Here is a 26844-nt window from a genome sequence, read left to right on the forward strand (position 1 = left end):
GCACAATGAAACCATACTACACCATAATCTTACTGATTTTTTCAAATGTTTTGATGACGATTGCGTGGTATGCGCACTTGAAATTTACCAAAATTCCGTTTTTTAGCAACCTTGGGCTTTTTGGGATTATTCTATTTGGCTGGTGCGTGGCGTTTTTCGAGTATTGTCTGCTAATCCCAGCCAACAAATACGGCTACATCGGCAACGGCGGTTCGTTTGACATTTGGCAGCTCAAAGTCCTGCAAGAAGTCATCACGCTTAGCGTTTTTAGCGTGTTTGCACTGCTGATTTTCAAAAGCGAAGCTTTTCGCATTAACCACATTATAAGCTTTGTTTTCCTAGTTTTGGCTGTGTATTTTATGTTTAAAAAATAGGAAATTTTATGATATTTTTTGGTTTTTCAAAACGATTTTGGCGATTTGAAATGGTGCCGTGAAAGCCCAAAAATAGGCAAAATTCAGAAATAAAATTTAATAAAAAGGATAAAAAATGAGTAAAATCAAAGTAGGAATTTTAGGTTATGGAAATTTAGGTCGTGGCGTCGAACTAGCCGTGCGAAACACAAGCGATATGGAAGTTTTTGGCGTTTTTTCTCGCCGTGAGCCAGCTAGTGTGAAAACCTGCGGCGCGAGTGTGTTTAGCATAGATGAAATATTAAATTTCAAAGGCAAATTCGATGTTTTGGTGCTTTGCGGTGGTTCGGCGACTGATTTGCCAACACAAACGCCAGAATTTGCGAAAAACTTCTGCGTCGTCGATAGCTTCGATACACACGCTAAAATCCCTGAACACTTCGCAAATGTCGATAAGGCAGCCAAAGGCGGCGGAAATGTCGGCATTATCGCTATTGGCTGGGATCCGGGTCTGTTTTCGCTAAATCGCCTTGTGGGCGAAAGTGTGCTAGAAAGTGGCGAGAGTTACACATTTTGGGGCAAAGGCGTGAGCCAAGGGCATTCTGACGCTATCCGTCGAATCAAAGGCGTAGTCGATGCTAGACAATACACAGTGCCGATTGAAAGCGCGTTAGCAAGTGTCAGAGCCGGAGAAAATCCAAATTTAAGCACCCGTGAAAAACATTTGCGTGAGTGCTTCGTGGTCGCCGAAGACGGCGCCGACAAGGCGAAAATCGAAAACGAAATCAAAACAATGCCAAATTATTTCGCTGATTATGATACGACCGTGCATTTTATCGACTTAGAGACGCTTAAACGCGAACACGGCGGAATCCCGCATGGTGGCTTCGTGCTAAGAAGCGGTAGCACAGGCGAACACGGCGAGACAAAACACCTAATCGAATTTAGCCTAAAACTTGATTCAAACCCTGAATTTACGGCTAGCGTGCTGGTAGCTTACGCAAGAGCGGCATATAGACTACATAAGGACGGCAAAAGTGGTGCGTTTAGCATTTTTGACATCGCACCGGCTCTTATCTCGCCAAAAACCCCTAGCGAGCTCAGAAAAGAGATTTTGTAAATTTACTTGCCGTGTGAAATGCCAAATTTGGCGAATTCGCACGGCGAAATTCGTTTTTAGCAAAAATTTAGCTTAAATTTATAAAAAAAGGAAACAAGATGAAACAAAATTCAAATTGGAGAATATTGAGAGATAAATATTCATTTGATAAACTTATAGAAGCTACATTTTTGGCTTTAAAAGAAAAGGGAAATTCTGCTTCAAATACTGAAATTGTTGATAAAGTTACTGAAATACTCAATATTGATGATAAAATTTTGGAAATTTTGCATGCTAATACTCAAAAAAGCGAACTTGAATATCAGTTGGCATGGGCGAGAACATATTTAAAAGCTTTTGGAGTAATTACGAATAGTGAGCGTGGTATTTGGTCTGTAACGCCAGAATTTGCAAAATTTGCAAATATAAATCCGCAAGAAATAATCGAAGAATTTAATAAAAATAAAAAAATAAAAGAAAACAAACAAAATGACAAAGATTTGGAGCAAAAACTAGAATATGTCGAAGAAAATGAAGAATTTCAAACTTGGAAAAATAGATTATTTAAAATATTAACAAATATGAACCCTTTTGCTTTTGAAAAACTTGCGCAAAGATTGCTTAGAGAGTGCGGTTTCGTAGATGTCGAAGTTACTAAAAAAACAGGCGATGGCGGAATAGACGGAACGGGAAAATTTAAACTAAATGGAATTTTTACATTTAATGTTGCATTTCAGTGTAAGCGATATAGTGGTTCTGTAAGTGCTTCTGCGATACGGGATTTTCGCGGTTCTTTAACAACCGATATAGAAAAAGGTTTATGTATAACTACGGGAAGTTTTACGCGAGATGCCAAAGAAGAGGCTATGAAGTCAGGTAAAAAACAGATTGATTTAATCGACGATGAAGAATTTATGGAAAAATTAGCTCAATATGGGCTTGGTTTAAAAGAAATAAAAGATTATGAAATTGACGAAAAGTTTTTTAATAATATTTGAGCAAAATTATTGTCAGCAGTTGTGTAAAGAAAGAATTGATTACTAAAAATAGTTAAAAGCTCAGGCAAAATCTATGTAAATTTTGTGGAAAAATTGAACTTTCCTTAGCTTTAAATATACAAAATCCGCCCGAGCCTAACTAAATTTAGCCACCAAATTCAAATCTCACTCGCTTCTAGCGTCGCTGATTTCATATCCGAAATTTATCGTTTTTGCCTCGCCGTTATTTAGCCTGAATTTCCAGCTTGCTCGGCCCTCAGTGTCGATATTACCTATTTTCGTGCCACTTTTATCAGTGATTTTGACTTTCTCGTCCGCGCTTAGTGGCATTTTGGCGAGTAGTTCGATATCCCAAGCCCGCTTGCTTGTGTTTTTCACCTCGTAATTCCAGCTAGAAATCGTGGTTTTTTTGGTGCCAAAAAAGTTTTCTTTGGTGTTTTTCTCATCGATTTTTTTGGTGACTTTGATTAGGCGATTTTGTCCTAAAAACACGCTGATATCCACACCAGCAGGTATTTCCTCGCGCCAGTCCTGGCCTGCATTTACCCCATCAATTTCGATTGTCGTAAGGGCGTGGTTGAGTGGTTTTTCAAGCTTTGTTTTGGCTTGCAAAAACGCTAAATTTTGGCTGTATGCGTCGATAAAAATGCTAAATTTCGCCTCTAAAATTTGCTCGTCAAAGTCGATTTTCGCGCTCTCATTTGGCGCAATGCTTAAATTTTCAATCGTGTATGAGTTCGATAGTGTGAGCTGGGCATTTGTCGCCTGCACGGCGCGGTTGCTCATAGCAGCCCTTGGCGCGGCACTTAGCATGGCTTTTTGCATATACACGCCATCTGCTTCGTAAGTTTGCCCACCGATATATTGCGCCCGAAACGGCCTTGGGGCGAGCAGGGCAGAATACGCATACGGATAAATCGCCACACTAAGCGCGTCAAGAGCCGAATTTAGCGGGTTTTTCACGCGGATTGATTGCGTGATAGCAAGTTTTTGCTTCTCTGTATCGGCACTGATTTTCGCGCTCGCTCCCTCGTTTAAAAACGCCGCGTATCGCAATGCAACGCTCTTTGGCGCGCATGCAAAGCTTAAATTCGCATGCCTCATTTGCGCGCTAGGTGTGCGTGCGATTTGCTCGTTTAGCGCGCTCTCATCGGCTTCCAGCTTAGCGATATTTTCAAAATCTCTTAGCGTGCTTGCATAAAATTCATCTGCATTTCCGCTACCAGAACTAGCCAAATTTTTGCTAAATTCAATCTTAGCCTGGATTGCCTTTTTTTGCGCTACTACCTTTGCAAGGGCTTCTTCTAGGCGTTTTCTCTCATCGCTTTTTATCTCATAAATCCCGCTGTCTTCAAGGTTTTCTAGCTCGCACTCGCTTTTGATTTCAAGCAGACTTAAATCGAGCGTGGCAGGGATTTCTACGCTAAATTTCGCAGTGCCCGGGCTAAAAGTTTGGGTCAAAAAACTATCGTTTTGATAAATTTCGATGAAATTTTGCTTTGGTTTTTCTAGCTCGTTTGCGCCACAGAGCGCGCACGATACGATTAGTGGCAGGGTTAGGCTTTTCATTGTATCTCCTTAAAAATTTTCAAAATATTAGTAATTTAAAGTAAATGGTAGTTTAAAAGTGTAAAATGAAAGCTTTATAAAATTTTTAGGGGTGAAATATGCTAGAAGCGCAAGACTGGGAGTTTTTGAAGGGAAATTTTTGCGATAAATTTGATTTTGAGGGCGATGATTTGGGCTTGATTTACAAAAACGCGTATAAAAAGCGCCTAAGAGCGGGGCAGATAATCTATGCTAGCGAGGATTGTCTGGGCTATGTTTTGCTTCGTAGCGGGCTTTTGCGCGCATTTATCGGCACTGGGGGCAAGGAACTGACCGTTTTTAGCATACAAAACGGCGAGAGCTGTATGATCTGCGATACTTGCAAGTTCGCCCTTGCCCAAAACCGCCTTAGCGTCGAGGCTAGAAGCGAGTGTGAGCTTATCGTAATCCCGCCAAGCATTTTTAAAATCCTAAAAGAACGCTACCCTGCTGTGCTAAATTTCGCCCTAGAAATCGTAGCCAAACGCTTTTCGCAAGTCATAATGGCTAGCGAGCAGGCGATTTTCGCGCCACTTAGCGAGCGCATAATGGGCTTTTTGCGCGAAAATTTGGGCGCAAACGGCGAAGTGTGCGCGACACACGAAGATATAGCCAATCATATCGGAAGTGCCAGAGAGGCGGTATCGCGCGTGCTAAAAGAGATGGAAAAATCAGGCAAAATCGCCCTTAGCAGGGGCAAGGTCGTGGTGATTGAGATTTGAAATTTTGAAATTTTGCGTTTTGTTTAAATTTTGGCTTGCAAAATACTGCGCCGAAATTTTTTGAAATTTTAAAAATTTTAAAATTTGGCTAAATCTTAAAATTTAGCCAAATTTTGCGCTAAAACAGCCCCTTTAAAATCCCTTTAACAGCCTCTTTTGCCTTGTCTTCACGGCTTTTTTCTTTGGCGTTGTTTTGCGCGTTAGAATTCGCGCCAGTGTTTTGCCCTGATTTAGACCCCTTATCGCCTAAGAGTTTGTCGATACCTTTGCTGATTTCTTTGTTTAATTTTTCCTTTAAATACGCAGAATCGACGCTATATTTTGGGTTTTGCGTGGTGCCAGTGATTTGGACGCTAATATCCGTTTTTTCGATATTTGCCTTAACCGGGATATTGATTTGCTTGCTTTGGGTGTCAAATTTGCCCGCACTTACATTTAGCTTGCTTTTTTGTGCGCTCATATTTGTGTTAAAAGTGATTAAATTTTGCACGATTGTGCCATCAAGCGTTACATTATTATAAACTTCGCTCGCCAAATCGCGACCTAAAATTTTGCTTACGACGCCCATAAAATCGCTACTTTTGAGGCGTCCTTGATTTATGAGGGAGTTGAATTTGCCCTTTTTTGCCTTTGTGTTGTAGCTAAAATCCATGTCCCCAACGCCGTCGTAAATGTGGCGCACACCGAGCATATCGGTCAGGTCTTTGACTGCGAATTTCGTGAGTTTGACGCTGACATCATCGTTTATCATTTTGCCGTTCATCGCCCCGCCAAGGATATTTGACGCAAACGAAACGGCGAAATTTTTAGGCTTGTAATCAATTTTGCCGTTTCCATTAAATTTGCCAAACAGCTCAATGCCAGTTAAAAATTTCATCTTGCTTAAATTTGGCACATTTACGCCATAATCGGCGTTTAGAGTGCTAGTTTTGAGATTGTAGGTGCCTGAAATTTTGTCGAAATTCGCCAAATCTGAGCCGAGTTTGGCAGTAAAATTCGCAAGCGAGTTTTTGATATTCGCGCCCAAATTTAGGCTAAATTTCGTATCGCTTGGGAAAGATTTGCCACTAAGTTTGTCAAGGTATTTTTTATAAAGCACGCCATTAGCGATATTTGCGCTAAGTTCGCCGTTTATGCCAGAATCTAGATTTAGCTTAGCTTCGCCGTTTATCGCGCCATTTCCGATAGCTTCCATGCCCAAAAACGAGGTTATAACTGCCAAATTTAGCGATTTTGCGCGCACGCTTAGCGCGCTAAGGTTGCCACTAGCTATCAAATTTCCGCCAAGCGCGTCGAGATTTAGGGCTAGGTTAGCTAGTTTGCCCGATTTTAGCGTGATATCAGCCACACCCTTGCCAGAGCCTGAAAATTTCTGCCCTGTGATGTGAGAGAGTTTGGCAAAGTCGCTAATAGCGAAATTTGCGCTTGCTTTGCCGTCTTTGCTAGGCGCATTATACGCGCCATTTATCACGGCTTTAAGCCCATTTTTAAAGGCGTTTATGTTTGTGTTTTTTAGCGTGAAATCCTTAAAATCGCTGATTAGCTCGCCACTAGCGAGTAAATCGCCAGAGGTTTCGTAGTTTATGATTTTGGCTAAATTTTTAAGCTCAGGCACGCTTAGAGTAAAATCGCTTTGAAGGGTGCGTTTTTGCATATCAAAAACGCTTTGTTTTGCGCTCAAATTTGCCAAATTTGAGCTGATTTCGCTCGTGGCTTTGGCAATACCCTCGCTCACGCTGATATCAGAGTTTAGCGCGATTTTAACGCCACTTGGGATAGTTATATTTAGATCTTTTAGCGCCTTTTCATTTAGCAATAAATTTTGCGATTTTATGGTTGCACTGCCTTCTGGTGCGCCGTTTGTGGCGATGATATTGGAGTTAATGGCGACATTTCCAGTGGCGTAAAGCGGCTGACCTGCCACGGCTAAAATTTTGGCGACATTTAAATTTGGCGCTACGATTTGCAGGTCTGTGGGCATAAAATCTGTGAGATTAGCTAGAAATTTCACATCGCTATCAAACGCCCGTCCTGCGCCGTTTGCGCTGATTTTTTGCATATTTCCTAGCACGCGACCATTTAGCGAAACCCTTTCGCCGTCAAGTGCTACGCCAAAGCTTTTTAGATCTTTTGCATTTAGCTCGTAGTTTGTGTCGAAGCTTTTGGAAAAAATGTCGTATTTGCCCACCAAATGCGCTGAAATTTCGCCATTAATTAGCGCCGTAATGTCGAAATCGTCGCAGTTAAGGTCGAATTTATCTAGCCTTATATCAAAGCCTGTTTTTTGCGAAAGGTATCGCTCGATATATGGCTTAGTGATAGAGTTGCCAAAATCGCTCCAAAGTAGCGCGAAAACCCCGCCGAAAATCAATCCGATAAAAACCAAAATTCCTATGATATATTTCATAATCTGCCCTTTAAAATTTTTCGTAAATTTTATCGCATTAGATTAAAATTTTATGCCAAAAATTTTGATAAAATAGGGCAAAATTTACTAAATTTCAAGGATTTTTCATGCTACCGCTAAAACAAGTGGAAAATAAAAAAAATAAAAGATTAAATCAAATTTTTGAATTCGTCAAATCCCGCCCCGCAAAAACGCAAGAATTAGCTCAAATTTTCGGTGTCAATGCAAAGACGATAGGTAGAGATATGGAGATTTTAAGGGATTATGGCGTGGTAAAAGAGGGGTGGAGCTGGAAATACGACCCTAGCGCACAAATGCAGGATTTAAGCGACGAGGAGAGGCTGGTGCTAAGCCTGATAGCAAGTCTGTGCGAAAACATATCCTCTGATTTTTATTTCAAAAATAGCGAGCTGATTTCTGGCCTGCTTGGGGGCATGGACGAGCAGATTTTGGCGTTTTTTGGCAACGAAAAGCTGGATAAAAAATCAATAGAAAAATTTAGCCTTGTCCAAAAAGCGATAAAAAACAAAAATATTATCAATTGCACTTACGGCAAGCATGAATTCAGAGCAAAACCCCTAAAAATCGCGTTTTTGGAGGGGTTTTGGTATTTGTTTGTGTTCGATTGCGGCGAAGGGGATAGGTTTAAGAAATTCCATTTCAAAGATATCGAAAATATAAAAATCACGCCCGAGGTTTTCAAAACATCCGCACAGGTGCAAAAGCGCATAAAACAGGCGCGCTCAGTGTGGTTTGAGCTAGAAGACAAGTATAGGGCGAGGCTGTGGATAGATGAAGTGATCGCGAAGTATTTTAGGCGCAAACCATATATCAACTGTGATTTTACAAGGGAGTGCGAGGACGGCTCGATCGAGATTGAGTTTGGGTTTAGCAATCCTATGGAGGTCAAACCACTGATTTATCGGTTTTTGCCACATATCAAGGTCGTCGAACCGGCCTGGCTAAATGATGAGATAAAGGCGCAAATCGCGGGGTATCTAGGCGAGATAAGCTAGTCTTGCAAACTTTGGCTTATCGTGCGATTATCACAAATAACTAGCTTCAAGCCTATCGTTTATGCCATCTAGTCTGTGCTCTAAATCATTTATCATATTTTCTAAAACCGCTATTTTCTCTTCTAAATTTGATATTTTTTTCTCCAAATTTCGCTCGTTGTCTTGCACATCGATTATTGTGTCTTTTACAAATTCTATATCGTTTTTAAATCCGATACTCTTTTTTTTAAACTGTCATCGTAGTATGGCGAATAATCAGTAATTTTTTTATCGCCAACTTTGAAATCTTTGATTATTTTTATAGCTTCTTCTTCGTCCTTGACACTAAATGTGCCAAAATGAGCACCTGCCGGTCTAAAAAGTTCAAAACTAATCTTGTTGTCTTCCTTTAAATTTCGATTGGATTTTACTCAAAATTTCAGACACTTTTGTGTCAAATTTAGCCACGAAAATTTCTAAATTTGACAAATTTTCGGTGATTTTATCACTATGAGAGCGCTCTTAAAATGCTATAATCGCGCCAAATTCGTAAAATTTAGAAAAAAGGAGAGAGTATGCAAAGCATAAAAACCCGTATGATTCGCATAGTAATCGGCGCGATAATCATGGTAGTCGGGGCGTTTTATCACAGCTGGTGGGGCGCAGTGGGGCTAGTGCCGTTTGTCGTGGGGGTGAGTGGATTTTGTCCTGCGTGCTATTTTTTGAATCGTTGCAAACTGCCACAAAATTAAAATTTAAAAGTAGGGCAAGCTTGCCCTACAAATTAATTCGAAGTATTTGAATCGCTTGAAGTGTTGTTGATATAGGCGTTTGTGCTGATTTTGTTCCACTCGCGACCGATTTTTAAAAACGCCCTTTGGCTATCCAAAATCTCTTTGAAAAGCGGATCTTTCGCGCTTTCTTCATCTAAAATTTCATTTGTCGCGCTTCTTAGTTTCTCGACTACATCGGCTGGGAAATTGCGGACTTGCACATTTGGAAACTGCGCTTTAAGCTCTGCCCAAATTTTAGAATTCTCATAAAAGCCCTTGTTTTGGAAGTTTTCGCCAGCCATACGAGCTGCTGCTTCAATGATAGCTTGCAAATCAGCAGGAAGCTTCTCGAAAGCCTTTAAATTCACTAAAATTTGGCAATCACCAGCTGGTTCTTGCCAGCCTGTGTAGTAGTAGTTCGCCACTTTGTGGAAGCCAAGAGGCATATCATACACCGGGCTTACCCACTCCACAGCGTCGATTGTGCCCATTTCTAGCGCCATAAAAAGCTCGCCAGTTGGGACAGTGTTTATCGTAGCGCCTAGTTTGCTCATTACTTCGCCACCAAAGCCCGGAATTCTAAATTTAATGCCTTGCAAATCAGCTAACGAGTTGATCTCTTTTTTGAACCAACCACCCATTTGCATGCCGGTTGAGCCCATTAGAAATGTCTTCATGCCATACGCGCTAAACATTTTGTCATTTAGCTCTTTTCCGCCACCATAATAATACCACGCATGTTGCTCATCAGTGGTCATACCAAACGGCACGGCAGTCCATAGCATGGTCTTTGCGTCCTTGCCTTTGTAATAATACAGCGAAGTATAGCCTAAATCATACTGACCGCTTTTGACGAAATCAAAAACACCAAAGCTGGCTTTGTGCTTTGACGGAGTGTCGATACGGATTTCCAATCGTCCGCCACTTAGCTCTTCGGCGTATTTTTTAAACTCATTAGCCGCGTCGCCCAGAACTGGCATAGTGCTCTCCCAGGTGCTAGCTAGGCGCAAGCGGTATTTTTTATCCGCTGCGAAAGCGTGTGTCGAAAAAAGCATTACAAATGCTAAAACTAAAAATTTTTTCATAAAATCTCCCTTCAATAAATTTTTTAAAATTTTAATTAAATAATTCAGGTTTGTTTGCGCGCAAAAACTCCACCACAGCGATTGGCTCGTCTGCACCCTGCGCGTCTGAGTTTTGCAGGACTTCGTCGATATTTTCGATATAGGCTTGCGCGGCGGCTTGGAGTTTGTCGCGCTTAACGCCAGCGTAGATTAGCATGGCTTCGAGTGTGATATTTAGCTCGTAGATTAAATCATCGTTGCTTAAATTTTCGTTTTCAGATTTCATTGTCTGCCTTTTGGGTTTTTAAATTTATAAGTTGTTCGATTTGGGACTTTATCGCTTCGTATGAATTCGCGTCCTTAAAGCCGATGAAAATCCCGCCACTAGCGTTCGCGTGTCCGCCACCGCCAAGTAGATTTTTCGCCATTGCGCTCACATCGACTTTGCCGTTTGCACGGAAACTTAGCGTTTTTTTCGAGGTTACATCAATGAAAAAGTCCATATCAGGGTTGCGCGTCAAAAAGTCATTTCCGATGACGCTGACATTGCCGATATTATAGGTCAAAATACCCTTAAAGCCCTCGTATTCGATACTAAATCTCTCTTTTTGCGCGCCAAGAAGAGTTACGACATAATCCGAGATTAGGTTGCTTAGTGTGTCGTTTCGCTCACTATTAAAAAAGCTTTTTTTGATAGCGTGAAGTGCGTCATCTAGGGCGATGTGAGGCTCATTTAAATTTTGAAATTCAAAAATTTTATTTAGCAAAAAATTTATATACTCTCTGCTTTGCTCTTCGAACATAATTTTGTTGATCTCTTTTGCGCCCGCGACCATACCAAGGCAAACCTTGCCAAGCTCGAACTCGCTCTCATCTTTTAGCCAGATATCGACTGCATTTACGACTTTGACAAATTTCGCTAGCTCTTCGTCCTCGCCAAAAATCGCGCTGAAAAAATCATAGGTGATTTTGGTAGCGCAACGAGAGTTATCTAGCAGATACCAAGGGTATTTTTGCGCGCACTCTGCGCCACTTTGGTGATGATCGAGCAAGAAAATTTTGGCGTTTTTTTGCGCTAATTGTGTTTGAAATTTCTCGCACTGAGTGGGGAGTAAATTTAGATCAGTTATCAATACAAGTGATTTTGCGTCTGGGTTAGTTTTCAAATTTTCATCGATTTTGCCCAAAATTTGCTCAAATTTTTCGACTATTTCTTTGCCATAATTTGCGTTAAAAAACTCCACGCCACTAAGGTAGTGCGCGACTACGAGCTGGGCAGAGTATCCGTCTAAATCGGTGTGGCTTAGGTGGTAAATTTTCATTAACGCTCTTTTTTGATAATGTCTTGCAAGGTGACATTTTGCATATACTCATCGACTTTGTCTTGAAGCTCGTTAAACATGAGATTTACGCGACACAAAGCCCGTCCGTTTGGGCAACCTTTGGTGCCTTCTTGTGTGCAATCAAAAATCGAAGCTTTGCGTTTTTCGGCACTTGTGATGATTTCAAGTAGGGTGATTTCGCTAGGTTTTTTGGCTAGGCTAAATCCGCCTTTGGCGCCTTTAAATGAGTTTAAAAGCTTGCTTCTAGCTAGGCTTTGCAAAATTTTGGCTAAAAAACTGCGTGAAATTTGAAGTTTTTCAGATATCGTATCGACATCCACAGATTCGCTATTTTGATTTTGAGCTATGCAAATCATCGCAAGTAGGGCGTATTCTGACGCTTTTGTAAAGAGCATTTTCTCTCCTTTTTTGATAAATCCGACTATTTTACCCAAAAAAAGCAAAAATTTAGGTAAATTTAGTATAATTACCGCTTATTTTATTTCACCGATCAGGAGGTCATTATGGCTTTAGACACGGCTCAAAAAGCACAAATAGTTGCGAAATTCGCTAGAAAAGAGAAAGATACAGGTTCAGCAGAGGTGCAAATCGCGCTACTTTCTGCAAAAATTGCATATCTTACAGATCATATCAAAGCAAATCCAAAAGATTTCTCATCTCGCCTTGGACTACTTAAAATCGTAGGTCAAAGAAAAAGAATGATGAAATATCTAAAAAACAAAGATTACGCTACATATTCAAAACTAGTTGCAGAACTTGGTTTAAGAGATAAATAATTTCAGTTTTTATTTTGTCTTAAAGCGCGTCTAGCTCCGCTAGATGCGCTTTTTTTATGCTTTTAAATTTTGAAAATTTTGAGCGATGAGCTAAATTTCGTAAAAATGTAAATTTGGCTAAATTTTGCAAAAAGCTAAATTTAGCCTTTTGCCTTTTCTTCGCAAGCTTTTATCGCTTCGATGATAGCGGTGGCAAAGCCCATTTTTTCGAGTGTTGCGACCATTTCTATGGTGGTGCCTCCCGGCGAGCAGACCTCGTCTTTGAGTGCGCGCGGGTGGGCTTTGGTGCGAGCGCATAGGCTAGCTGAGCCAAGCACGGCATTAGCGATGATATCGTGCGCCATTTCGCGCGCTATACCACCGCGCACAGCCCCGTCGCTAGCGGCTTCGATTAGGTTAAAAATCATCGCTGGCAAGCTTCCGCTAATGGCTGTGAAAATCGCAAATTTGCTCTCGTCAATCTCGTAAGTCTGCCCAAATGCGCTAAAAATTTCCCTGATTTTGGCTTTTTCCTCTTCGCTAACTCCGCTAAAACACAGCGCAGTATTTCCAAGCGAAATTTTAGCGGGAGTATTTGGCATGGCGCGAACGATTTTTTGCGCCCCGCAAAGCTCGCCAATGCGCGAGACGCTGAAATTTGGCGCAAGCGAGATTAAAATTTTATTTTCCAAATTATATTTTATTTTTTCCAGGACGCTCTCATAAACGGCAGGTTTGATTGCCAAAATAATAATATCGGCAAAATTTGCAAGCACTGCCTCATTTTTAGCGGATTTTATGCCTAGTTTTGCGCAGAGCTTCTCGCCTTTTTCTCTGCCATAAACGCAAATTTTATCCTTTTCAAATTTCGCCCCCGCAAGCGCCTCTATCATCGCTGCGCCCATATTTCCTGCGCCTATAAATCCTATTTTCATCGCATTTTCCTTATCTGATTTGTCCATCGCCACGCACGATGTATTTCGTGGTAGTGAGTGCCTCCACGCCCATTGGACCGCGCGCGTGAAGCTTTTGTGTGCTTATGCCGATCTCGCCACCGAATCCAAACTCGCCCCCGTCGCTAAATCTGGTCGAAGCGTTGGCATAGACGACTGCGCTATTGATTTCGTTTAGAAATTTTTCGATATTGGCTGAGTTTTGGCTTAAAATCGCTTCTGAGTGCGCGCTGGAATTTTCGTTGATAAACTCAATCGCTTCGGCGGTGTTTTTTACGATTTTAACAGCCATTATTAGTGATAAAAATTCCGTCCCAAAGTCGCTAGAATCCGCTTTTTTGGTGTTTGCGAAATTTGTAAATTTCGCGTAAATTTTCTCGTCTAGGCGAAATTCTACTTCGTTCATTTCCTTTAATAAAATCGGCAAAATTTGCTTTGCGATATTTTCGTGCAAAACTAAGCATTCTAGGGCGTTGCAGACACTTGGGCGCTGGGTTTTTGCATTTTTGATAATCTCTACTGCTTTGCTTAAATTCGCGCTCTCATCGACGAAGGTATGGCACACGCCAGCCCCTGTGATGATGACTGGGATTTGCGCGTTTTGCGTGATGAAGTCTTTGAGATTTTTGCCACCACGAGGGATTAGCACATCGATCCACTCTTTTAGCTGAATTAGTTTTAGCACATCTTCGCGCTCTTTGGATTTTATGAGTGATACTGCGCCGCTAGGCATGCCAAATTTCTCTCCCACACGGCAAAAAATTTCGCTTAGGCAGATGTTTGAGGCAAGAGCGCTAGCTGAGCCTCGCAAGATTATCGCATTACCCGCTTTTAGCGCGAGTGCGGCGGCATCTATGCTGACATTTGGTCTGCTTTCATAAATCATAGCGATTACGCCAAGAGGCACACGCACTTTGGCGATACTCATGCCGTTTTGGTGTCGCCAGCCTCCCACGATCTGCCCGATTGGATCAGGAAAATTGGCTAACTCTTTTAAAGCCACGCTCATTGCGCTAATCCTGCTATCATTTAGCGTGAGTCTATCAATGAGAGCCTCGGAGATACCTGCCTCGCGCGCGTTTTTTATGTCGATTTGGTTTTGCTCTTTGATAAGCTCTTTTTGAGCGATTAGCTCATCAGCCACGCCAAGCAAAATTTGATTTTTTTGCTTGCTACTTAGCTTTGCGACCTCGTTGCTTGCGCGTTTTGCGCGTTTTGCTAATTCTAAAATTTCCATAATCTATCCTAAGACAATATTGTTTGCATGCACGATATAATCATCGCTCACGCTAGGTAAAATTTTCTCATATTCGCTCGATTTTTTCCCCATAATCAGCGAAATTTCAGAGGCGCAGTAGTTTGCGATACCACGCGCGATACGCTGTGAATCCGCGCCCAGTATTTCGATGACATCGCCCCGCTCAAACTCGCCACTCACGCCCACAATTCCCACGCCTAGCACGCTTTTGCCGTTTTTTATGGCTTTGCATGCGCCCTCATCAAGGCTGATTGCGCCACGCACATTGGCACCATAAGCGAGCCAGTATTTTTTCGCACTAATGGATTTTTCCTCTTTGCAAAAAATCGTTCCGACCTCCTCGCCGGCGATGATTTTGGCTAAAATTTTACTCTCTTTTCCATTTGCGATTATCATATTTGCACCGATTTTATTAGCCATTTTAGCGGCACCAAGCTTTGTTGCCATGCCCCCAGTGCCAAATTTCGACCCCACATCGCCTGCCATTTTAAGGGTGTTTTCGTCGATAAAATTTACGATTTTTATTAGTTTTGCGTCAGGGTTCGTGCTAGGGTTTTTATCATAAAGCCCGTCGATATCGCTTAGAAGCACGAGCAAATCAGCGTCGATTAGTCCAGTTACTAGCGCGCTCATCGTGTCGTTATCGCCGATTTTAAGCTCATCGCCACTGACTGGATCGTTTTCGTTGATGATAGGGATAATGCCTTGCGAAAGCAGGGCGGTAGCGACATTTCGCGCACTTAGGTAGCGCGCGCGGTCGCTAAAATCAATGCGCGTCAGCAAAAGTTGCGCGATAATCTCATCATGTGCCCAAAAAAGCCTCTCATACAGGTGCATTAAAGCGACCTGTCCCACGGCGGCTAGGGCTTGTTTGGCGCTTAGTTCTTTTGGTTTTTGCTCGATTTTTAGTATGCCCATACCAGCCCCAACCGCGCCAGAGGTTACGAGCACGACCCCAAAGCCTTGTTTTTTGAGTTCGCAAATTTGAGCCACGAGCGATTTGATAAAGCCCTCATTTAGCGAGCCGTCACTATGAGTTAGCGTGCTGGTGCCTACTTTGATGACGATTCGTTTGGTGTTTTTTAGTAGATTTTTTCTCATTTTTTGCCTTTTGAAATTTTGGTATTTTACCTAAATTTAGCCATTTTTCGCCAAAAATCGCTCTAAAATTATCATCGCTGCGACGCTGTCAAATTTCTCATTTACACCACCTTTTTTCGTGCTTTTTAGCGCGAATTCCTTCGCCTCGACACTAGAAAAGCTCTCATCTTGGTAGCAAATTTCGCCATTAAATTCTAAAAGCGAGACAAAATGTTTTATGCGACGCTCCATTTCTTCTTCGCTTGCACCGCCTTTGGGAAGGCCAACGACGAGTTTTTGCGCCCCTCTTGTGCGCAAAAACTCGCTAGCTTCCCTGGCGGCTTGGTTGCGGTTTTTGCGCAAAATAGGCTCGCTAGGAAGGGCTAGTGCGCCATTTGGGCTGATTGCTACGCCGATTCGTTTAAGTCCCACATCGAAAGCTACTATCAAATTTAATCCTTTTTTTTGGTTACGCAAGCGAAATTTTCGTCGCTTCTATTATGATTTTTCCCTCTAATTCGTATTCGTAAATGCGCTCGCCAAATTTCATCAATGCTTCATCTAAGCTCGAATTTAGCGCGACAAAATCCAAAATTTCATCGCTGTGCGAAAAGAGATTTTTGGGTTTTTCTCTTCCGCTAAATTTAGCCACAAATTTATCCAAATCGCTAATTAGCGTGGCGTCTTTTTTGGCTAAAAGCTCGTTGGTGCCGATACTCTCGTCGATTCTGTGTGGCAGGACAAAGACAGGGATTCCAAGCTCTCTTGCGATACGCGCGCTTTGAAGCGAGCCTGATTTTGGCTCGGCTTGGGCTACGATTAGGGCCTGGCAGAGGGCTACAACTATGCGGTTGCGCTCTAAAAACTGAAAATTTCGCGCAGGCGTGCCGTCTTCGTATTCGCTCAGTGCAAGAGCGTCCTTGTAAATTTTGCGTATCATATCCTCGTTTTGTTTGGGGTAAATTTCATCTAGCCCGTTTGCAAAAACAGCAATCGTGCGCGAAAATGCGCCCTCATGCGCTGCGATATCACAGCCAATCGCAGCCCCTGAGACCACGCAAATACCAGCGCCACTTAGCTTTTGGGCTAATTTTGTGATTAAATTTTTGGTGTAAATGCTCATTTTGCGAGAGCCTACGATTGCGATTTTTGGCATATCCAAAAGCTCTAAATTTCCCTTGTAATACAGGGTTTTAGGCTCTGTTTTGCCCAGTCTGGATAGGGCAGGGATTTTGAAATTTAGCTCATTTGTAGTATTCATAAATTTCGCCTAGATAGATGACTTCGACGCCGTTTAAAATATCTGCGCTATTTGCTAGTGCGGTGAAGGTGGATTTTTTGGGGTGGCCGATAGCTATGGCAAAGCCCCTTTTCTGCGCGATTTGCACGGCTTTTTGCAGCATTTGGCGCACAGCTTTTACCTCGTCAGTGTTGTCGATAAAAACATCTCTATAAACATAGCGCAAATTTTGCCTTTTAAGCTCGTCGGGTGCCTTGGTCTGCGCGCTCGTGCGAGAATCGACGAAATAAAAATCGTATTTTTGCATAGCTTTGATTAAATTTCGCATTGAGGCTGAATTCGCCGTAAATTTCGAGCCTGTGTGGTTGTTGATAAATTTAGCGTGCGGGAAATCAGCTCTGATTTGCGCTAGAAAATTTTCGATTTCTTTGTAGCTATCGCCCACTTTTAGCGCCTTTACATCGTGAGCGAAGACCTCTGCCTCCATTGGCAGGTGAATTGCGAAATTTTGTAAATTCTTAGCCAGAGCCGGGGTGTTTTTGTAATTTTTCGCTGGCGGGAAAATTGATGGCGTAACCTTTATCGGCAGAGCCTTGATACGCGTTATTTGCGCGCTTGTGGAGATATCGTCCATTATGATAGCTAGTTTTGGTTTTGAGCCTTTTGGCAGGGTTTTGGCTGGTTTATTGCTAGGGGCTGAAATTTTTGGCTCTGTTTTTTCCTGCGATTTTGGCGTGATTTCGCCTATACTTTGGGCTGCGATTTTGGCTAATTCATCCTTTATAATTTCCTCTTTTGTTTTTGAAATTTGGGTTAAATTTTGCTCTTTTATCTCAGGCGAAATTTGGGGCGCAGGTTTTGCCACGCTTAAATTTTTATCTTTTTGAATTATGGGTTTTGAAATTTCGCTTTTATTCTCATCGCGCGGGAGTTTAAGCACAATTTTTGGCTCGTCTTTGAAAAATTTATTTAGCACGGCATACGAAAGAGCGGCGCAGGTAAAGCAAAAAATTGCGATTAAAATGTATTTTATGAAATTTGGATTGAAATTTAATAAGGGCGCGTTTTTGCGCCCTTTGGTGCGTTTTTTAGCCAAGATTAGTTTTTATCTTTGTCGATGATTTTGCCGCTTGCGATCCATGGCATCATACCACGAAGTCTCTCGCCTGTCTTGGTAATCAGCGCGTTTGCGGTCATATTGCGCTCTGCGTTCATTTTGACATAGCCAGCTTGGCGCTCTAAAATGAAGTTTTTCGCAAAAGTTCCGTCTTGGATCTCTTTTAGGATTTTTTTCATTTCGGCTTTTGATTGTTCGTTGATGACGCGTGGCCCGCTGACATAATCGCCAAATTCAGCTGTGTTTGAGATAGAGTATCTCATATCAGCCATTCCGCCTTGATAGATCAAATCTACGATTAGTTTCATTTCGTGTAAGCACTCGAAATACGCCATTTCTGGGGCATATCCAGCCTCTACTAGGGTCTCAAAACCAGCATTTATTAGCGAGCATAGACCGCCGCACAAAACTGCTTGTTCGCCAAATAGGTCTGTTTCGGTTTCGTCTTTAAATGTAGTCTCGATGATACCGCTTCTGCCACCACCAATCGCGCTAGCATAGCTTAGAGCGATCTCTTTTGCCTTACCACTTGCATTTTGCTCTACTGCGATTAGATCAGGGATTCCACCACCATTTACAAATTCATTGCGCACAGTGTGTCCTGGGGCTTTTGGTGCTATCATAATTACATCTATGTTTTTTGGAGCTTTGATTTGTCCGAAGTGGATATTAAATCCGTGAGCAAACGCGATTGCTGCGCCGTCTTTTAAATTTGGCTCGATTTCGTTTTTGTAAATTTCGGCTTGAAATTCATCTGGGGTTAGTATCATTATGACATCTGCCTCTTTTGTCGCATCAGCTACGCTTAATACTTTAAAACCCTTGTCCTCGGCCTTTTTCCAGCTTGCGCCACCTTTTTTTAATCCGACCACTACTTCTACGCCACTATCGCGTAAATTTTCAGCGTGAGCGTGACCTTGCGATCCAAAGCCAATCATAGCCACTTTTTTTGAGCGAATTAAATTTAAATCGCAGTCTTTGTCGTAATACACAGTAATTGCCATGAGCCATCCTTTTCAAAAAAAAATTTGCGTGATTTTAGCGCAAAAATGCTTTTATGTAGCTTTTTTGTGATATTATAAACGCAAAATTTATGAACGGAAAATGTAGATATGCAAAGCTTTATTAGCGAAAAAATCGCTTCAATGCCTAAATTTAACGATAAAATTTTAAAAATTTTAAGTTCATTTGACAATGCTAGTAGCGATGATGAGATTATTTTTCAGATTATGAATAACCCAGAATTTGAGAGTAGGATACTAGACTACGCATTTAGCACTTTTGCGCAAATTAGCATGGAAAAAACCCTTCCAAACGCCTTTAAATTTTACGGACGAGAGGGGGTTAGGGCGCTATTTTTGTTTAGTATTTTTAAGGGTAAATTTGAGCTAAATTTCGAGTGTTATAAGACAAATCGCGCTAGATTTAATGAAATTTCATTAAAACGACATCTGTTTTTGAAAGAGTGGATTAAATTTTACCCAGAGATTTCGCCAGATATCCTATCTAGCGTGATTTTAATGGATTTTGGCAGGGTTTTTATCAGCGAGTATATCGCTAAGCACGATAAAAACAGCGAGTTTTATCTGCATATCAAAAACTGCCTTTTCCCGCAGGATTTCACCGATGTGGAAATGCGATTTACCGGTATGAGTAGAGAGAGCGTGGGGGAGGTTTTGTTTAAGCATTTTGGGCTAGAAAAAATCGCCAAAGACATATATTTTTCTGATTTAATCGATGAAGCGCCATTTGAGAGTGCGAGGCGATACGAAATGCTAAAAGTAGCCAAAACCGTAATGGGGATTTATCACTGCTTCGATGAGCGCAGTATCGATAATGCGCTAAATTTGCTAGTGGAATTTGGCTTGGAGCAAGAGGCGTTTTTCGAAGCTAAAATAAGGGCTGGATTATGAAGGAATTTTTAAGCTCGCTTAGCCTTGGAGTGGTGGAAAAAAATCTAAATTCTGACCAAAAAGAGCTAGTGCGAAATTTGCTAAATTTAGGCGCATTGAGCTCTCACAAAGGCAAAATTTATCTAAATAATAGCTATGTTTTTGGCAGGCTCGATATCGCGCGCGATGGGACTGGGTATTTGCAAAGCTACGATGATAGATACAAAAAAGATTTGATAATCGAAAACAAATACCTAAATGGCGTGCATTTAGGCGACATAATCCTAGCAAAAATCATAAACTCAAAAAAGGCTAGAATTCACGCAAAGGTGCTAATGTGCGTAAAACCTGCCTTTTCATCAAGCGTGGTTTATACGAAGAATTTCGGGCGCGAAATTTTGGGCGTAAATGTCAAAACTGGTCTTGCAAACCCGCTTAAAGCCACGCAAAAATCGCTTAAAATGCTTCCGCCTGGCACGCTTTTGAAAATTGATAATTTAAGCAATGAAATTTGCGAAGTTTTAGGGAATTTAGATGATCCATGGGTCGATGAGAAAATTTCGCTTGCGATTTATAACAAAAACGACGAATTTAACGAAGCCTGCAAGGAACAAGCCCTTAGCTTTGGCTCGTCGGTCGATCCCACGCTCTACCCAGATCGCGTGGATTTGCAAAATTTGAGCTTTTGCACGATTGATCCAATCGACGCCAAGGACTTTGACGACGCGATTTATTATGATAAAAAAAATCGCACAGTCTATGTCGCAATCGCCGATGTGAGCGAGTATGTCAGCGAATACTCGCCGATTGACAAGGAGGCAAAGGTGCGCGGGTTTTCGATATATTTCCCGCATAAATCCGTCCCAATGCTTCCGCGCGAGCTTAGCGAAAATATCTGCTCGCTAATGCCGAATTTACCGCGCTTGGCATTTGTTTTTAAAATTTGCCTTGATGAAAATTTGAGTGTGATTAGTGAGGAGCTGTTTTCAGGCATAATCAAATCAAAAAGGCGTTTTAATTACGATGAGGTCGATGAGATTTTGCGCACAAAAAGTGGCTGCGAGAGCGAAATACTAGACTGGCTACTCCCGCTAAATGAGCTTTGCGAAAGGCTTAGAGCGCAAAGATTAAAGCATGGATTTGACTTTCGCACAAAAGAACTTCGCATGAGTATCGATGAAGCGGGGCTTTTGAAATCGACTAGATTTGAGAGCGATACACCCTCGCACAAGCTAATAGAAGATTGTATGCTCTTAGCCAACAAAGCCGCCGCAAAGCGCATAGAAACGGGCGTTTTCCGCAATCACGGCGCAGCTGAATTAAAGAAAATTTTCGCACTTTTGGACGATTTGGCGCTGTTTGGAATAGATGCGATTTATAAGCCAAATTTGGCAAAAATGATAGGCGAAATCCAAGCCCAAGCTGATGCACTTGGCATGCGAGAAGAGGTAGATAAACTCATAATCAAAGCGCAAAAACGCGCCGAATACGGCTCGATTTCGCGCGGCCATTTTGGGCTTGGTTTTGATACATACACTCATTTTACAAGTCCGATTAGGCGGTATTCGGATCTGATTTTGCACAGGCTTTTAAAGGCGCAAAGCAGGGGCGATGAGAAATTTTATAATTACTTGCTTTTAAACATAGACGCGACTTGCGAGAGGCTAAATGAGCTAGAAAGAGAGGCTGATAAGGTCGCATTTGACTTTATGGATCGTAAATTTGCGCGCTGGGCGAGAGAGAATTTGGGGGCTAAATTTCGCTGCTATATCGACGAAAATGCAAATGTCGTAACTGCTAAACTCGATGATAAATTTAAGGGTGCGAAAATTTTTATTACAAATTTTACCGCCGATATTTTAACGCCAGTTTTGGTCGAAATCACAGACGCAAATATCGCAAGTGGCGTGATTATGGGAAGAGTGGTGAAAAAAATATAATGTATAAAAGAGATTTTGACGCTAGGATTGCTTCTGGAAATGTGGCGAATTTTATCTTGCTTCGAGGCGTAGATGACTTTCAAAACGAGCTTTATGCGTGGAAGCTCAAACAAATTTATAATGCCGAAAATTTTATGAGTTTGTATTTTGGCGAGTATGAATTTAGCGTGGCAAAGAGCTTTTTGGAGCCATCACTTTTTGGCGAGAGCAACACGCTTCATATAAAAACAAACTCTTGCATAAAAAAAGATGAAATTCGCCGTTTGATTGAGTATTGTAAAAACGACGAAAACAACCATTTAATCTATGAATTAAACGAGAGCGAGGGTGCGGCAAGTAGCGATTTTGTGCGGGAGTTTGGCGGAAATGAGGTGAGGTTTTTCCGCCCAAGCAGTATGAAGGAAGCCATGGGATTGCTAGCGCAAAAGTGCGAAATGGTGGGGATTTTCGCAAACAGCGCCGCGCTAAATAGAATTTATCAAATTCACAACGAAAACCTAAATTTAAGCGCAGCCGAGATTGAAAAATTCGCAAATTTGGGGATTGAGCTAAATTTGGAAAATGTAAATGATATGGTCTATGGGCTAAGCGAGATAAGCTACGAGGAGCTTTTCGATAAAATTTTCACCCTTAGCGATTTTCGTAAGGATTTTTATAGATTGGCGCAAAATGGCGGATACAACGACATGGAGCTGATAAATCAATTTTACAGATTTTTGCATAGAATTTTTAGGCTTCATATCTCGATAAAAACCGCGAATAATTCCGATTTTAAGGTGATTTTCGGATACACTCCGCCGCCAAATATCGCAAACAAGCTAAAAACATACGCTCAAAGTTTAAATGAAAATTTATTTCGCAAAATTTTTATCCATTTAAATAAACTCGAATTTGCGCTAAAAAGCGAGAAAAATTTAATCAAAGATGAGTATTTGCTCGCCTCACTTTTGGAATTGCAAAGAATTTTATCAAAGAAAAACTAGGCTAAAAAGCAAAGATTAAGTCAAAATTTTGTAATATACAGGTTGCATTTTTTGCAAAATCCTTGCCCGCAGATTACATTTGCGAGCTAAAAATCCATAAGGAGAATTTATGAGAAATTACGAGGTTTTATTCATTGTCAAGCCTACGCTGACTGATGATGAAGTAAAAACAAAAGTTGATTTCGTTAAAGAAATCATTACAAAAAATGGCGGAAATATCGCTTCTGTCATCGAAATGGGCGCACGCAAACTTGCCTATAAAATCGATAAATATGAGCGCGGTGTTTATTTTGTCATTTACTTTACTGCCGAGCCAAGCTTGATCGCTGAGCTAGTTAGAAATTTGCGTATCACAGAGGATATCATTAGATTTTTGACTGTGAAATACGAGACAAAACGCGAGGTTTTGGCATGGGAAAAATTAAGCAAAGGCATTAAACTTAGCCCAGCTAAAAAAGAGCGCGAACCACGCGTAGCACCTGAGGCAAAAGAACAAGCAGAGCAAACCGCTGAATAAAAGGATTTTAGATGTTTAATAAAGTAGTTTTGGTTGGAAATTTAACTCGCGATATTGAGCTTAGATATTTACAAACTGGCACCGCAATCGGTAAAACTGGCATTGCTGTAACTCGTAAATTTAATGGCGGAAATGGCGAAAAACGCGAAGAGACTTGCTTTATTGACATTGATTTTTGGGGACGCACAGCAGAAATCGCAAATCAATATTTAAGAAAAGGCTCAAAAGTGCTAGTTGAGGGGCGTTTGAAGCTCGATCAATGGCAAGACCAAAATGGTCAAAACCGCTCAAAACACAGCGTAGTGGTAGAGTCTATGGAAATGCTAAGTGCTCCACAAGGTGGAAATGGCGGAAACAATAGCTACGGCGCAAATAGTGGAAATTACGGAGCAAATAGCGGTAATAGTTATGGTGGCGGATACAATCAACACTCAAACTACTCTAACCCAAATCGCCAAAGCTCTGGCGGATATGGCGCGAACCAAACCGCACAAAATCACTATGAAGCACCGAAAAAAGAGAGCTATGAGAGCCAAATTCCAGAATATGATGTTGATTCGGACAAATATGACGAAGGCAACGATACAATTCCATTTTAATTAAGGAAAAACAATGGCAGAAAAAAGAAAATATAGCAGAAAATATTGCAGATTTACAGAGGCTAAAATCGAATTTATCGATTACAAAGACACAGGGTTACTAAAATATTGCCTTTCAGAGCGTTTTAAAATCATGCCAAGACGCCTAACTGGCACTAGCAAAAAATATCAAGAGATGGTTGAAAAAGCAATCAAACGCGCTCGCCAAGCAGCTCTTATCCCTTATGTCGTAGATCACAACGAAGTCGTTACAAATCCATTTGAAAATCTATAATTTTTCTTAGGCTAGGATTTTTCCTAGCCTATTTTTTTTCTCTTTTTTACTCTACTTTCAAAAAGTCTTTGTCTATTTTTAGCTGTTTTACTAGATCCAAAATAGCGTAAATTTCATCGTGAAAATACGGCATATCCAGCTTGAAAAAGTTAAATTTCAAATCATTTAATGCTTTTTGCGAATTTGCATTTTTGCGCAAAAATACGAAATGTGCCTCTTCCTTGTCGATTAAATTTAAATAAGCAATCGCAGTTGAGTCTGTGCGCAAAATCTCGCTATCAATTAGCACGATATCGGCCTTGTAAATGCGGTCTGCTAGGTGTGTTTTGAGATTTTCCCAGGTGTTGTTTGGCACTACATTACAACCTGTGCTATCTAAAAAATCCTTCAAATCATCGAAAATTTCTTTATCTTTGTGCGCGATTAAAATTTGATAATTGTATTTTTTGGCCCTTAGTCTGTTTTCTTGCTCCAAATACGAGCACTGAGCGTGCAATTTGATATGGGTTCCGCCATTATCGTTGCTTAGCTCCGCGATTTTGCCGACATCGCCTATGCTTTGTTTGGCTTTGGAAATGTATGGGTCGTTTATGGCTTTACCGCTTATGAGGGCAGTTTTTAGGTTGTGGATATATGTGGTGCGGATCTCTTTTTTGACGCTGATATCGACTAAGAGTTGCATCCTTGATAGTCCTGGCTTATCATCTCGCACGGAAAATACGATTTTTATAAGGGTAGGGTCTTTGACATTTTGCAAGAAAAATAGGCAGATATGGTAAATCGCATTTGAGAGATTTATCACATATCCATCATAATAGCGTGGCGCGTCTGGCGGGAATTTGATAAAGACCGAGCTATCGTATCTGCTGCACTCTTCGAATAAAATTTCGCTTTGAAATTTAAGCGGTTTTAAGATATCGACTTGATTTATCGGGATAATTTTCTTTTTTACAGGTTTTATTTCGACTGGCTCTTTTTTAGGGAAAATATCGCCCTTATACGCTCTGCGCCTAAGTGCCTTGCGAAATACGATCCTATACACCAAAACTAATGCCAAAAGTCCTAAAATCCCAAGTAACGCGTAATCTTTAATCATAGTATTATCATCCCGTCGCCATAAGAATAAAATCTATACTTTTGCTCCACTGCTTCGCGGTAAATTTCAAGGGTCTTTTCAAGGCCGATGAAGCTAGCAACTAGCATAATTAAAGTAGATTTTGGTAAGTGAAAATTTGTAAGCAGATAATTTTGCCTAATAGGCGGATTATTTGGGTGCAAAAACAGCTCACAAGCCCCAGATCTCGCGCCATTTCGTGCGAAATTTTCCACAGTTCTAGTAACCGTAGTGCCTACACCTAAAATTTTTTTATCGCTTTTTAAAATCTCAGCCGTATCTTGCGCAATGCTGTAAAATTCGGAGTGCATTTTATGCTCTCTTAAATCCCTTGCCTCAACCGGCTTAAATGTCCCAGCACCCACATGCAGGGTAATATAGTAAATCCCGTGATTTGCTCTAAGCGCGCGTAGCATTTCCTCGCTAAAATGCAGGCTCGCAGTTGGAGCTGCCACAGCCCCAGCCTCGCGCGCGAAAATGCTTTGATACCAGCTCTCATCGTCTTTGGTGTCTTCGCGCTTGATATATGGCGGTAGCGGGACATGGCCGATTTCATCGGTGAGAGCGAAAATTTCGTGCGTGCCAAGCGCATGATTATCACGGCTAAACTCCACCACTCTAAGCCCGTCTTCACAGCACTCTACGACCCGCGCGCGCAAATTTTTATCAAAAACTAGCTCGCTACCCACGCTTACTCGCCCTCTGATATATGCGCTAAATTTATTATCATTTAACGGCGAATTTAGCAAAAGCTCAATCTTGCCACCACTTGATTTAGCCCCGAAAATTCGCGCTTTTATGACCTTGGTATCGTTAAAGATAATCTCGCAAGGTGGTAAAATTTCAGCCAAATCGCCAAATTTAAGGTGTGAAATTTTATTTTTTTCTCTCTCATAAACCAAAAGCCTTGCGCTCTCTTTTGGCATTAGTGGGGCGTTTGCGATTAAATTTGGCGGCAGGTAGTAATCATAGCTATCTACTAAATTTAAATCCATTACGCCTCTTTTACTGCGCCTTGTGCGCTTTTCTCGCTCTCTTCGTCCTTGTCTGCCTCGTCCTCGTCATCGCCTGCCTTGTATGGATTTACCATTTTTGCGATGAGGATTGAAAGGGCGTAAAGCACGATTAACGGGCCAGCTAGCATGAATTGGCTCAAAATATCAGGCGGTGTCATAATCGCGGCAAAAACGAAGATTATAACAATCGCAAAGCGGAAAAAACTAGTCAAGCTTTTGTTTGTGATAAGCCCTAGTTTGGCTAGGAAAAATGTAACTACTGGAAGCTCAAAACTAATGCCAAAAGCCACAACTAATTTTGTGAAAAATCCGACATATTCGCCGATTTTAAGCATTGCAGAGTAGGCCTCGCCACCGAAATTTATCAAAAAGTTAAAAGCTACTGGAATTACGAAATAATAACAAAACGCAGCCCCTAAAAAAAACATCACACTAGCGCTTAGCACAAATGGAATTACATATTTTTTTTCGTTATCATATAGCCCTGGGGCGACGAAAAGCCACGCTTGCCAGAAAATTATCGGCATAGAGAGCAAAAGCGAGGTAAAAAACGAAACCTTCATCGCTGTAAAAAAGGTTTCGCCAAGTTGGGTGAATACGACTTTGCCGTCATCTGGAAGGACTTTGACGAGCGGAGCTTTCATAAAATCTAAGATTATTTCCCAATAATTAAAGCATACGACAAACATAAGAATTACCGTGATTACGCAGATAACTAGGCGTTTGCGAAGCTCGGCAAGGTGTGGTTTTAACTCTTCGAACATA

The 26844-nt window shown here is 41.3% G+C and carries 29 protein-coding genes; 13 read left to right on the forward strand and 16 right to left on the reverse strand.

Annotation, left to right across the window (positions count from 1 at the left end; translation table 11 throughout):
- Window positions 1-5: 5 nt before the first annotated feature.
- The 3 genes from OFO00_RS03640 to OFO00_RS03650 all read left to right on the forward strand — a co-directional run bounded on the left by OFO00_RS03640 (window position 6) and on the right by OFO00_RS03650 (window position 2450).
- Window positions 6-374 carry a DMT family protein gene (locus OFO00_RS03640; RefSeq protein ID WP_270864912.1) on the forward strand — a complete coding sequence of 123 codons (369 nt, stop codon included), beginning with the start codon at window positions 6-8 and terminating at the stop codon, window positions 372-374.
- A gap of 115 nt (window positions 375-489) precedes the next feature.
- Entirely contained in the window at window positions 490-1473 is a 984-nt protein-coding gene (locus OFO00_RS03645; RefSeq protein WP_270864913.1) for a diaminopimelate dehydrogenase, read from the forward strand.
- Window positions 1474-1571: 98 nt separating this feature from the next.
- Window positions 1572-2450 carry a restriction endonuclease gene (locus OFO00_RS03650; protein WP_270864914.1) on the forward strand — a complete coding sequence of 293 codons (879 nt, stop codon included), beginning with the start codon at window positions 1572-1574 and terminating at the stop codon, window positions 2448-2450.
- A 165-nt stretch (window positions 2451-2615) separates the two neighbouring features.
- On the opposite strand, the gene OFO00_RS03655 is transcribed toward OFO00_RS03650, so the two are convergent.
- A complete protein-coding gene (locus OFO00_RS03655; protein ID WP_270864915.1) occupies window positions 2616-4019 on the reverse strand; it encodes a DUF4139 domain-containing protein in 1404 nt (467 codons plus the stop codon).
- 98 nt (window positions 4020-4117) lie between these two features.
- On the opposite strand from OFO00_RS03655, the gene OFO00_RS03660 reads away from it, so the two are divergent.
- Window positions 4118-4759: a Crp/Fnr family transcriptional regulator gene (locus OFO00_RS03660; RefSeq protein WP_270864916.1), complete on the forward strand. Its 642-nt coding sequence runs from the start codon at window positions 4118-4120 to the stop codon at window positions 4757-4759.
- Window positions 4760-4877: 118 nt separating this feature from the next.
- On the opposite strand, the gene OFO00_RS03665 is transcribed toward OFO00_RS03660, so the two are convergent.
- Entirely contained in the window at window positions 4878-7166 is a 2289-nt protein-coding gene (locus OFO00_RS03665) for a hypothetical protein (RefSeq protein WP_270864917.1), read from the reverse strand.
- A gap of 107 nt (window positions 7167-7273) precedes the next feature.
- Here OFO00_RS03665 and OFO00_RS03670 point away from each other — a divergent pair, with 107 nt between their 5' ends.
- Both OFO00_RS03670 and OFO00_RS03675 read left to right on the forward strand, forming a co-directional pair.
- Window positions 7274-8182 carry a helix-turn-helix transcriptional regulator gene (locus OFO00_RS03670; protein ID WP_270864918.1) on the forward strand — a complete coding sequence of 303 codons (909 nt, stop codon included), beginning with the start codon at window positions 7274-7276 and terminating at the stop codon, window positions 8180-8182.
- 554 nt (window positions 8183-8736) lie between these two features.
- Window positions 8737-8913 carry a YgaP family membrane protein gene (locus OFO00_RS03675; protein ID WP_270864919.1) on the forward strand — a complete coding sequence of 59 codons (177 nt, stop codon included), beginning with the start codon at window positions 8737-8739 and terminating at the stop codon, window positions 8911-8913.
- A 32-nt stretch (window positions 8914-8945) separates the two neighbouring features.
- Here OFO00_RS03675 and OFO00_RS03680 read toward each other — a convergent pair whose 3' ends face one another.
- From OFO00_RS03680 to OFO00_RS03695, 4 genes are read right to left on the reverse strand one after another with little or no spacing between them, the layout of a single operon-like run.
- Entirely contained in the window at window positions 8946-10019 is a 1074-nt protein-coding gene (locus OFO00_RS03680; RefSeq protein ID WP_270864920.1) for a TRAP transporter substrate-binding protein, read from the reverse strand.
- Window positions 10020-10050: 31 nt separating this feature from the next.
- Window positions 10051-10284: a hypothetical protein gene (locus OFO00_RS03685; RefSeq protein ID WP_270864921.1), complete on the reverse strand. Its 234-nt coding sequence runs from the start codon at window positions 10282-10284 to the stop codon at window positions 10051-10053.
- Window positions 10274-11320 carry a DHH family phosphoesterase gene (locus OFO00_RS03690; RefSeq protein ID WP_270864922.1) on the reverse strand — a complete coding sequence of 349 codons (1047 nt, stop codon included), beginning with the start codon at window positions 11318-11320 and terminating at the stop codon, window positions 10274-10276. Before OFO00_RS03690 ends, OFO00_RS03685 begins: the two co-directional genes overlap by 11 nt.
- Window positions 11320-11736 carry an Rrf2 family transcriptional regulator gene (locus tag OFO00_RS03695; protein ID WP_270858996.1) on the reverse strand — a complete coding sequence of 139 codons (417 nt, stop codon included), beginning with the start codon at window positions 11734-11736 and terminating at the stop codon, window positions 11320-11322. The genes OFO00_RS03690 and OFO00_RS03695 overlap by 1 nt, the downstream gene beginning before the upstream one ends.
- Before the next feature lie 108 nt (window positions 11737-11844).
- Here OFO00_RS03695 and rpsO point away from each other — a divergent pair, with 108 nt between their 5' ends.
- The gene (gene rpsO / locus OFO00_RS03700) at window positions 11845-12117 is read left to right on the forward strand and encodes a 30S ribosomal protein S15 (RefSeq protein ID WP_270858995.1); all 273 of its coding nucleotides are present in this window, start codon (window positions 11845-11847) and stop codon (window positions 12115-12117) included.
- A gap of 140 nt (window positions 12118-12257) precedes the next feature.
- Here rpsO and proC read toward each other — a convergent pair whose 3' ends face one another.
- From proC to ilvC, 7 genes are read right to left on the reverse strand one after another with little or no spacing between them, the layout of a single operon-like run.
- The gene (gene proC, locus OFO00_RS03705) at window positions 12258-13031 is read right to left on the reverse strand and encodes a pyrroline-5-carboxylate reductase (protein WP_270864923.1); all 774 of its coding nucleotides are present in this window, start codon (window positions 13029-13031) and stop codon (window positions 12258-12260) included.
- Window positions 13032-13041: 10 nt separating this feature from the next.
- Window positions 13042-14289 (reverse strand): glutamate-5-semialdehyde dehydrogenase, encoded by a 1248-nt coding sequence (locus OFO00_RS03710; RefSeq protein ID WP_270865048.1) that lies wholly within the window; start codon window positions 14287-14289, stop codon window positions 13042-13044.
- Window positions 14290-15408, reverse strand: coding sequence for a glutamate 5-kinase (gene proB / locus OFO00_RS03715; RefSeq protein ID WP_270861904.1), 1119 nt, complete (start codon window positions 15406-15408; stop codon window positions 14290-14292).
- Window positions 15409-15444: 36 nt separating this feature from the next.
- Entirely contained in the window at window positions 15445-15837 is a 393-nt protein-coding gene (gene ruvX, locus OFO00_RS03720) for a Holliday junction resolvase RuvX (protein ID WP_270864924.1), read from the reverse strand.
- Window positions 15838-15856: 19 nt separating this feature from the next.
- Window positions 15857-16648, reverse strand: coding sequence for a DNA-processing protein DprA (locus tag OFO00_RS03725; protein WP_270864925.1), 792 nt, complete (start codon window positions 16646-16648; stop codon window positions 15857-15859).
- Window positions 16632-17723, reverse strand: a complete 1092-nt coding sequence (locus tag OFO00_RS03730) for a divergent polysaccharide deacetylase family protein (RefSeq protein ID WP_270864926.1) — start codon at window positions 17721-17723, stop codon at window positions 16632-16634. Before OFO00_RS03730 ends, OFO00_RS03725 begins: the two co-directional genes overlap by 17 nt.
- 2 nt (window positions 17724-17725) lie before the next feature.
- On the reverse strand, window positions 17726-18748 hold the full coding sequence (ilvC, locus tag OFO00_RS03735; protein ID WP_270859109.1) for a ketol-acid reductoisomerase: 1023 nt from the start codon (window positions 18746-18748) through the stop codon (window positions 17726-17728).
- Between the two features lie 108 nt (window positions 18749-18856).
- Between ilvC and OFO00_RS03740 the strand changes: the two genes are divergently transcribed.
- The 6 genes from OFO00_RS03740 to rpsR all read left to right on the forward strand — a co-directional run bounded on the left by OFO00_RS03740 (window position 18857) and on the right by rpsR (window position 23949).
- The gene (locus OFO00_RS03740; protein WP_270864927.1) at window positions 18857-19657 is read left to right on the forward strand and encodes a hypothetical protein; all 801 of its coding nucleotides are present in this window, start codon (window positions 18857-18859) and stop codon (window positions 19655-19657) included.
- Window positions 19654-21576, forward strand: coding sequence for an RNB domain-containing ribonuclease (locus OFO00_RS03745; protein ID WP_270864928.1), 1923 nt, complete (start codon window positions 19654-19656; stop codon window positions 21574-21576). The genes OFO00_RS03740 and OFO00_RS03745 overlap by 4 nt, the downstream gene beginning before the upstream one ends.
- Window positions 21576-22559, forward strand: a complete 984-nt coding sequence (locus OFO00_RS03750; protein WP_270864929.1) for a hypothetical protein — start codon at window positions 21576-21578, stop codon at window positions 22557-22559. Before OFO00_RS03745 ends, OFO00_RS03750 begins: the two co-directional genes overlap by 1 nt.
- Window positions 22560-22668: 109 nt before the next feature.
- The gene (rpsF, locus tag OFO00_RS03755) at window positions 22669-23076 is read left to right on the forward strand and encodes a 30S ribosomal protein S6 (protein ID WP_270859105.1); all 408 of its coding nucleotides are present in this window, start codon (window positions 22669-22671) and stop codon (window positions 23074-23076) included.
- Window positions 23077-23087: 11 nt separating this feature from the next.
- Window positions 23088-23675 (forward strand): single-stranded DNA-binding protein, encoded by a 588-nt coding sequence (locus tag OFO00_RS03760; RefSeq protein WP_270864930.1) that lies wholly within the window; start codon window positions 23088-23090, stop codon window positions 23673-23675.
- Between the two features lie 13 nt (window positions 23676-23688).
- Complete coding sequence (gene rpsR / locus OFO00_RS03765; RefSeq protein WP_270859103.1) at window positions 23689-23949, forward strand: 30S ribosomal protein S18; 261 nt, start codon at window positions 23689-23691, stop codon at window positions 23947-23949.
- Window positions 23950-23995: 46 nt separating this feature from the next.
- Here the strand turns inward: rpsR and OFO00_RS03770 are convergent, their stop codons facing one another.
- The 3 genes from OFO00_RS03770 to tatC are packed head-to-tail and all read right to left on the reverse strand — an operon-like array spanning window position 23996 to window position 26843.
- The gene (locus tag OFO00_RS03770) at window positions 23996-25045 is read right to left on the reverse strand and encodes a hypothetical protein (protein ID WP_270864931.1); all 1050 of its coding nucleotides are present in this window, start codon (window positions 25043-25045) and stop codon (window positions 23996-23998) included.
- Window positions 25042-26058, reverse strand: coding sequence for a tRNA preQ1(34) S-adenosylmethionine ribosyltransferase-isomerase QueA (gene queA, locus OFO00_RS03775; protein WP_270864932.1), 1017 nt, complete (start codon window positions 26056-26058; stop codon window positions 25042-25044). Before queA ends, OFO00_RS03770 begins: the two co-directional genes overlap by 4 nt.
- On the reverse strand, window positions 26058-26843 hold the full coding sequence (gene tatC, locus OFO00_RS03780; protein WP_270864933.1) for a twin-arginine translocase subunit TatC: 786 nt from the start codon (window positions 26841-26843) through the stop codon (window positions 26058-26060). The genes queA and tatC overlap by 1 nt, the downstream gene beginning before the upstream one ends.
- Window position 26844 lies beyond the last annotated feature (1 nt).

This window comes from Campylobacter sp. VBCF_04 NA7 (assembly GCF_027737405.1).
Classification (GTDB): Bacteria; Campylobacterota; Campylobacteria; order Campylobacterales; family Campylobacteraceae; genus Campylobacter_B.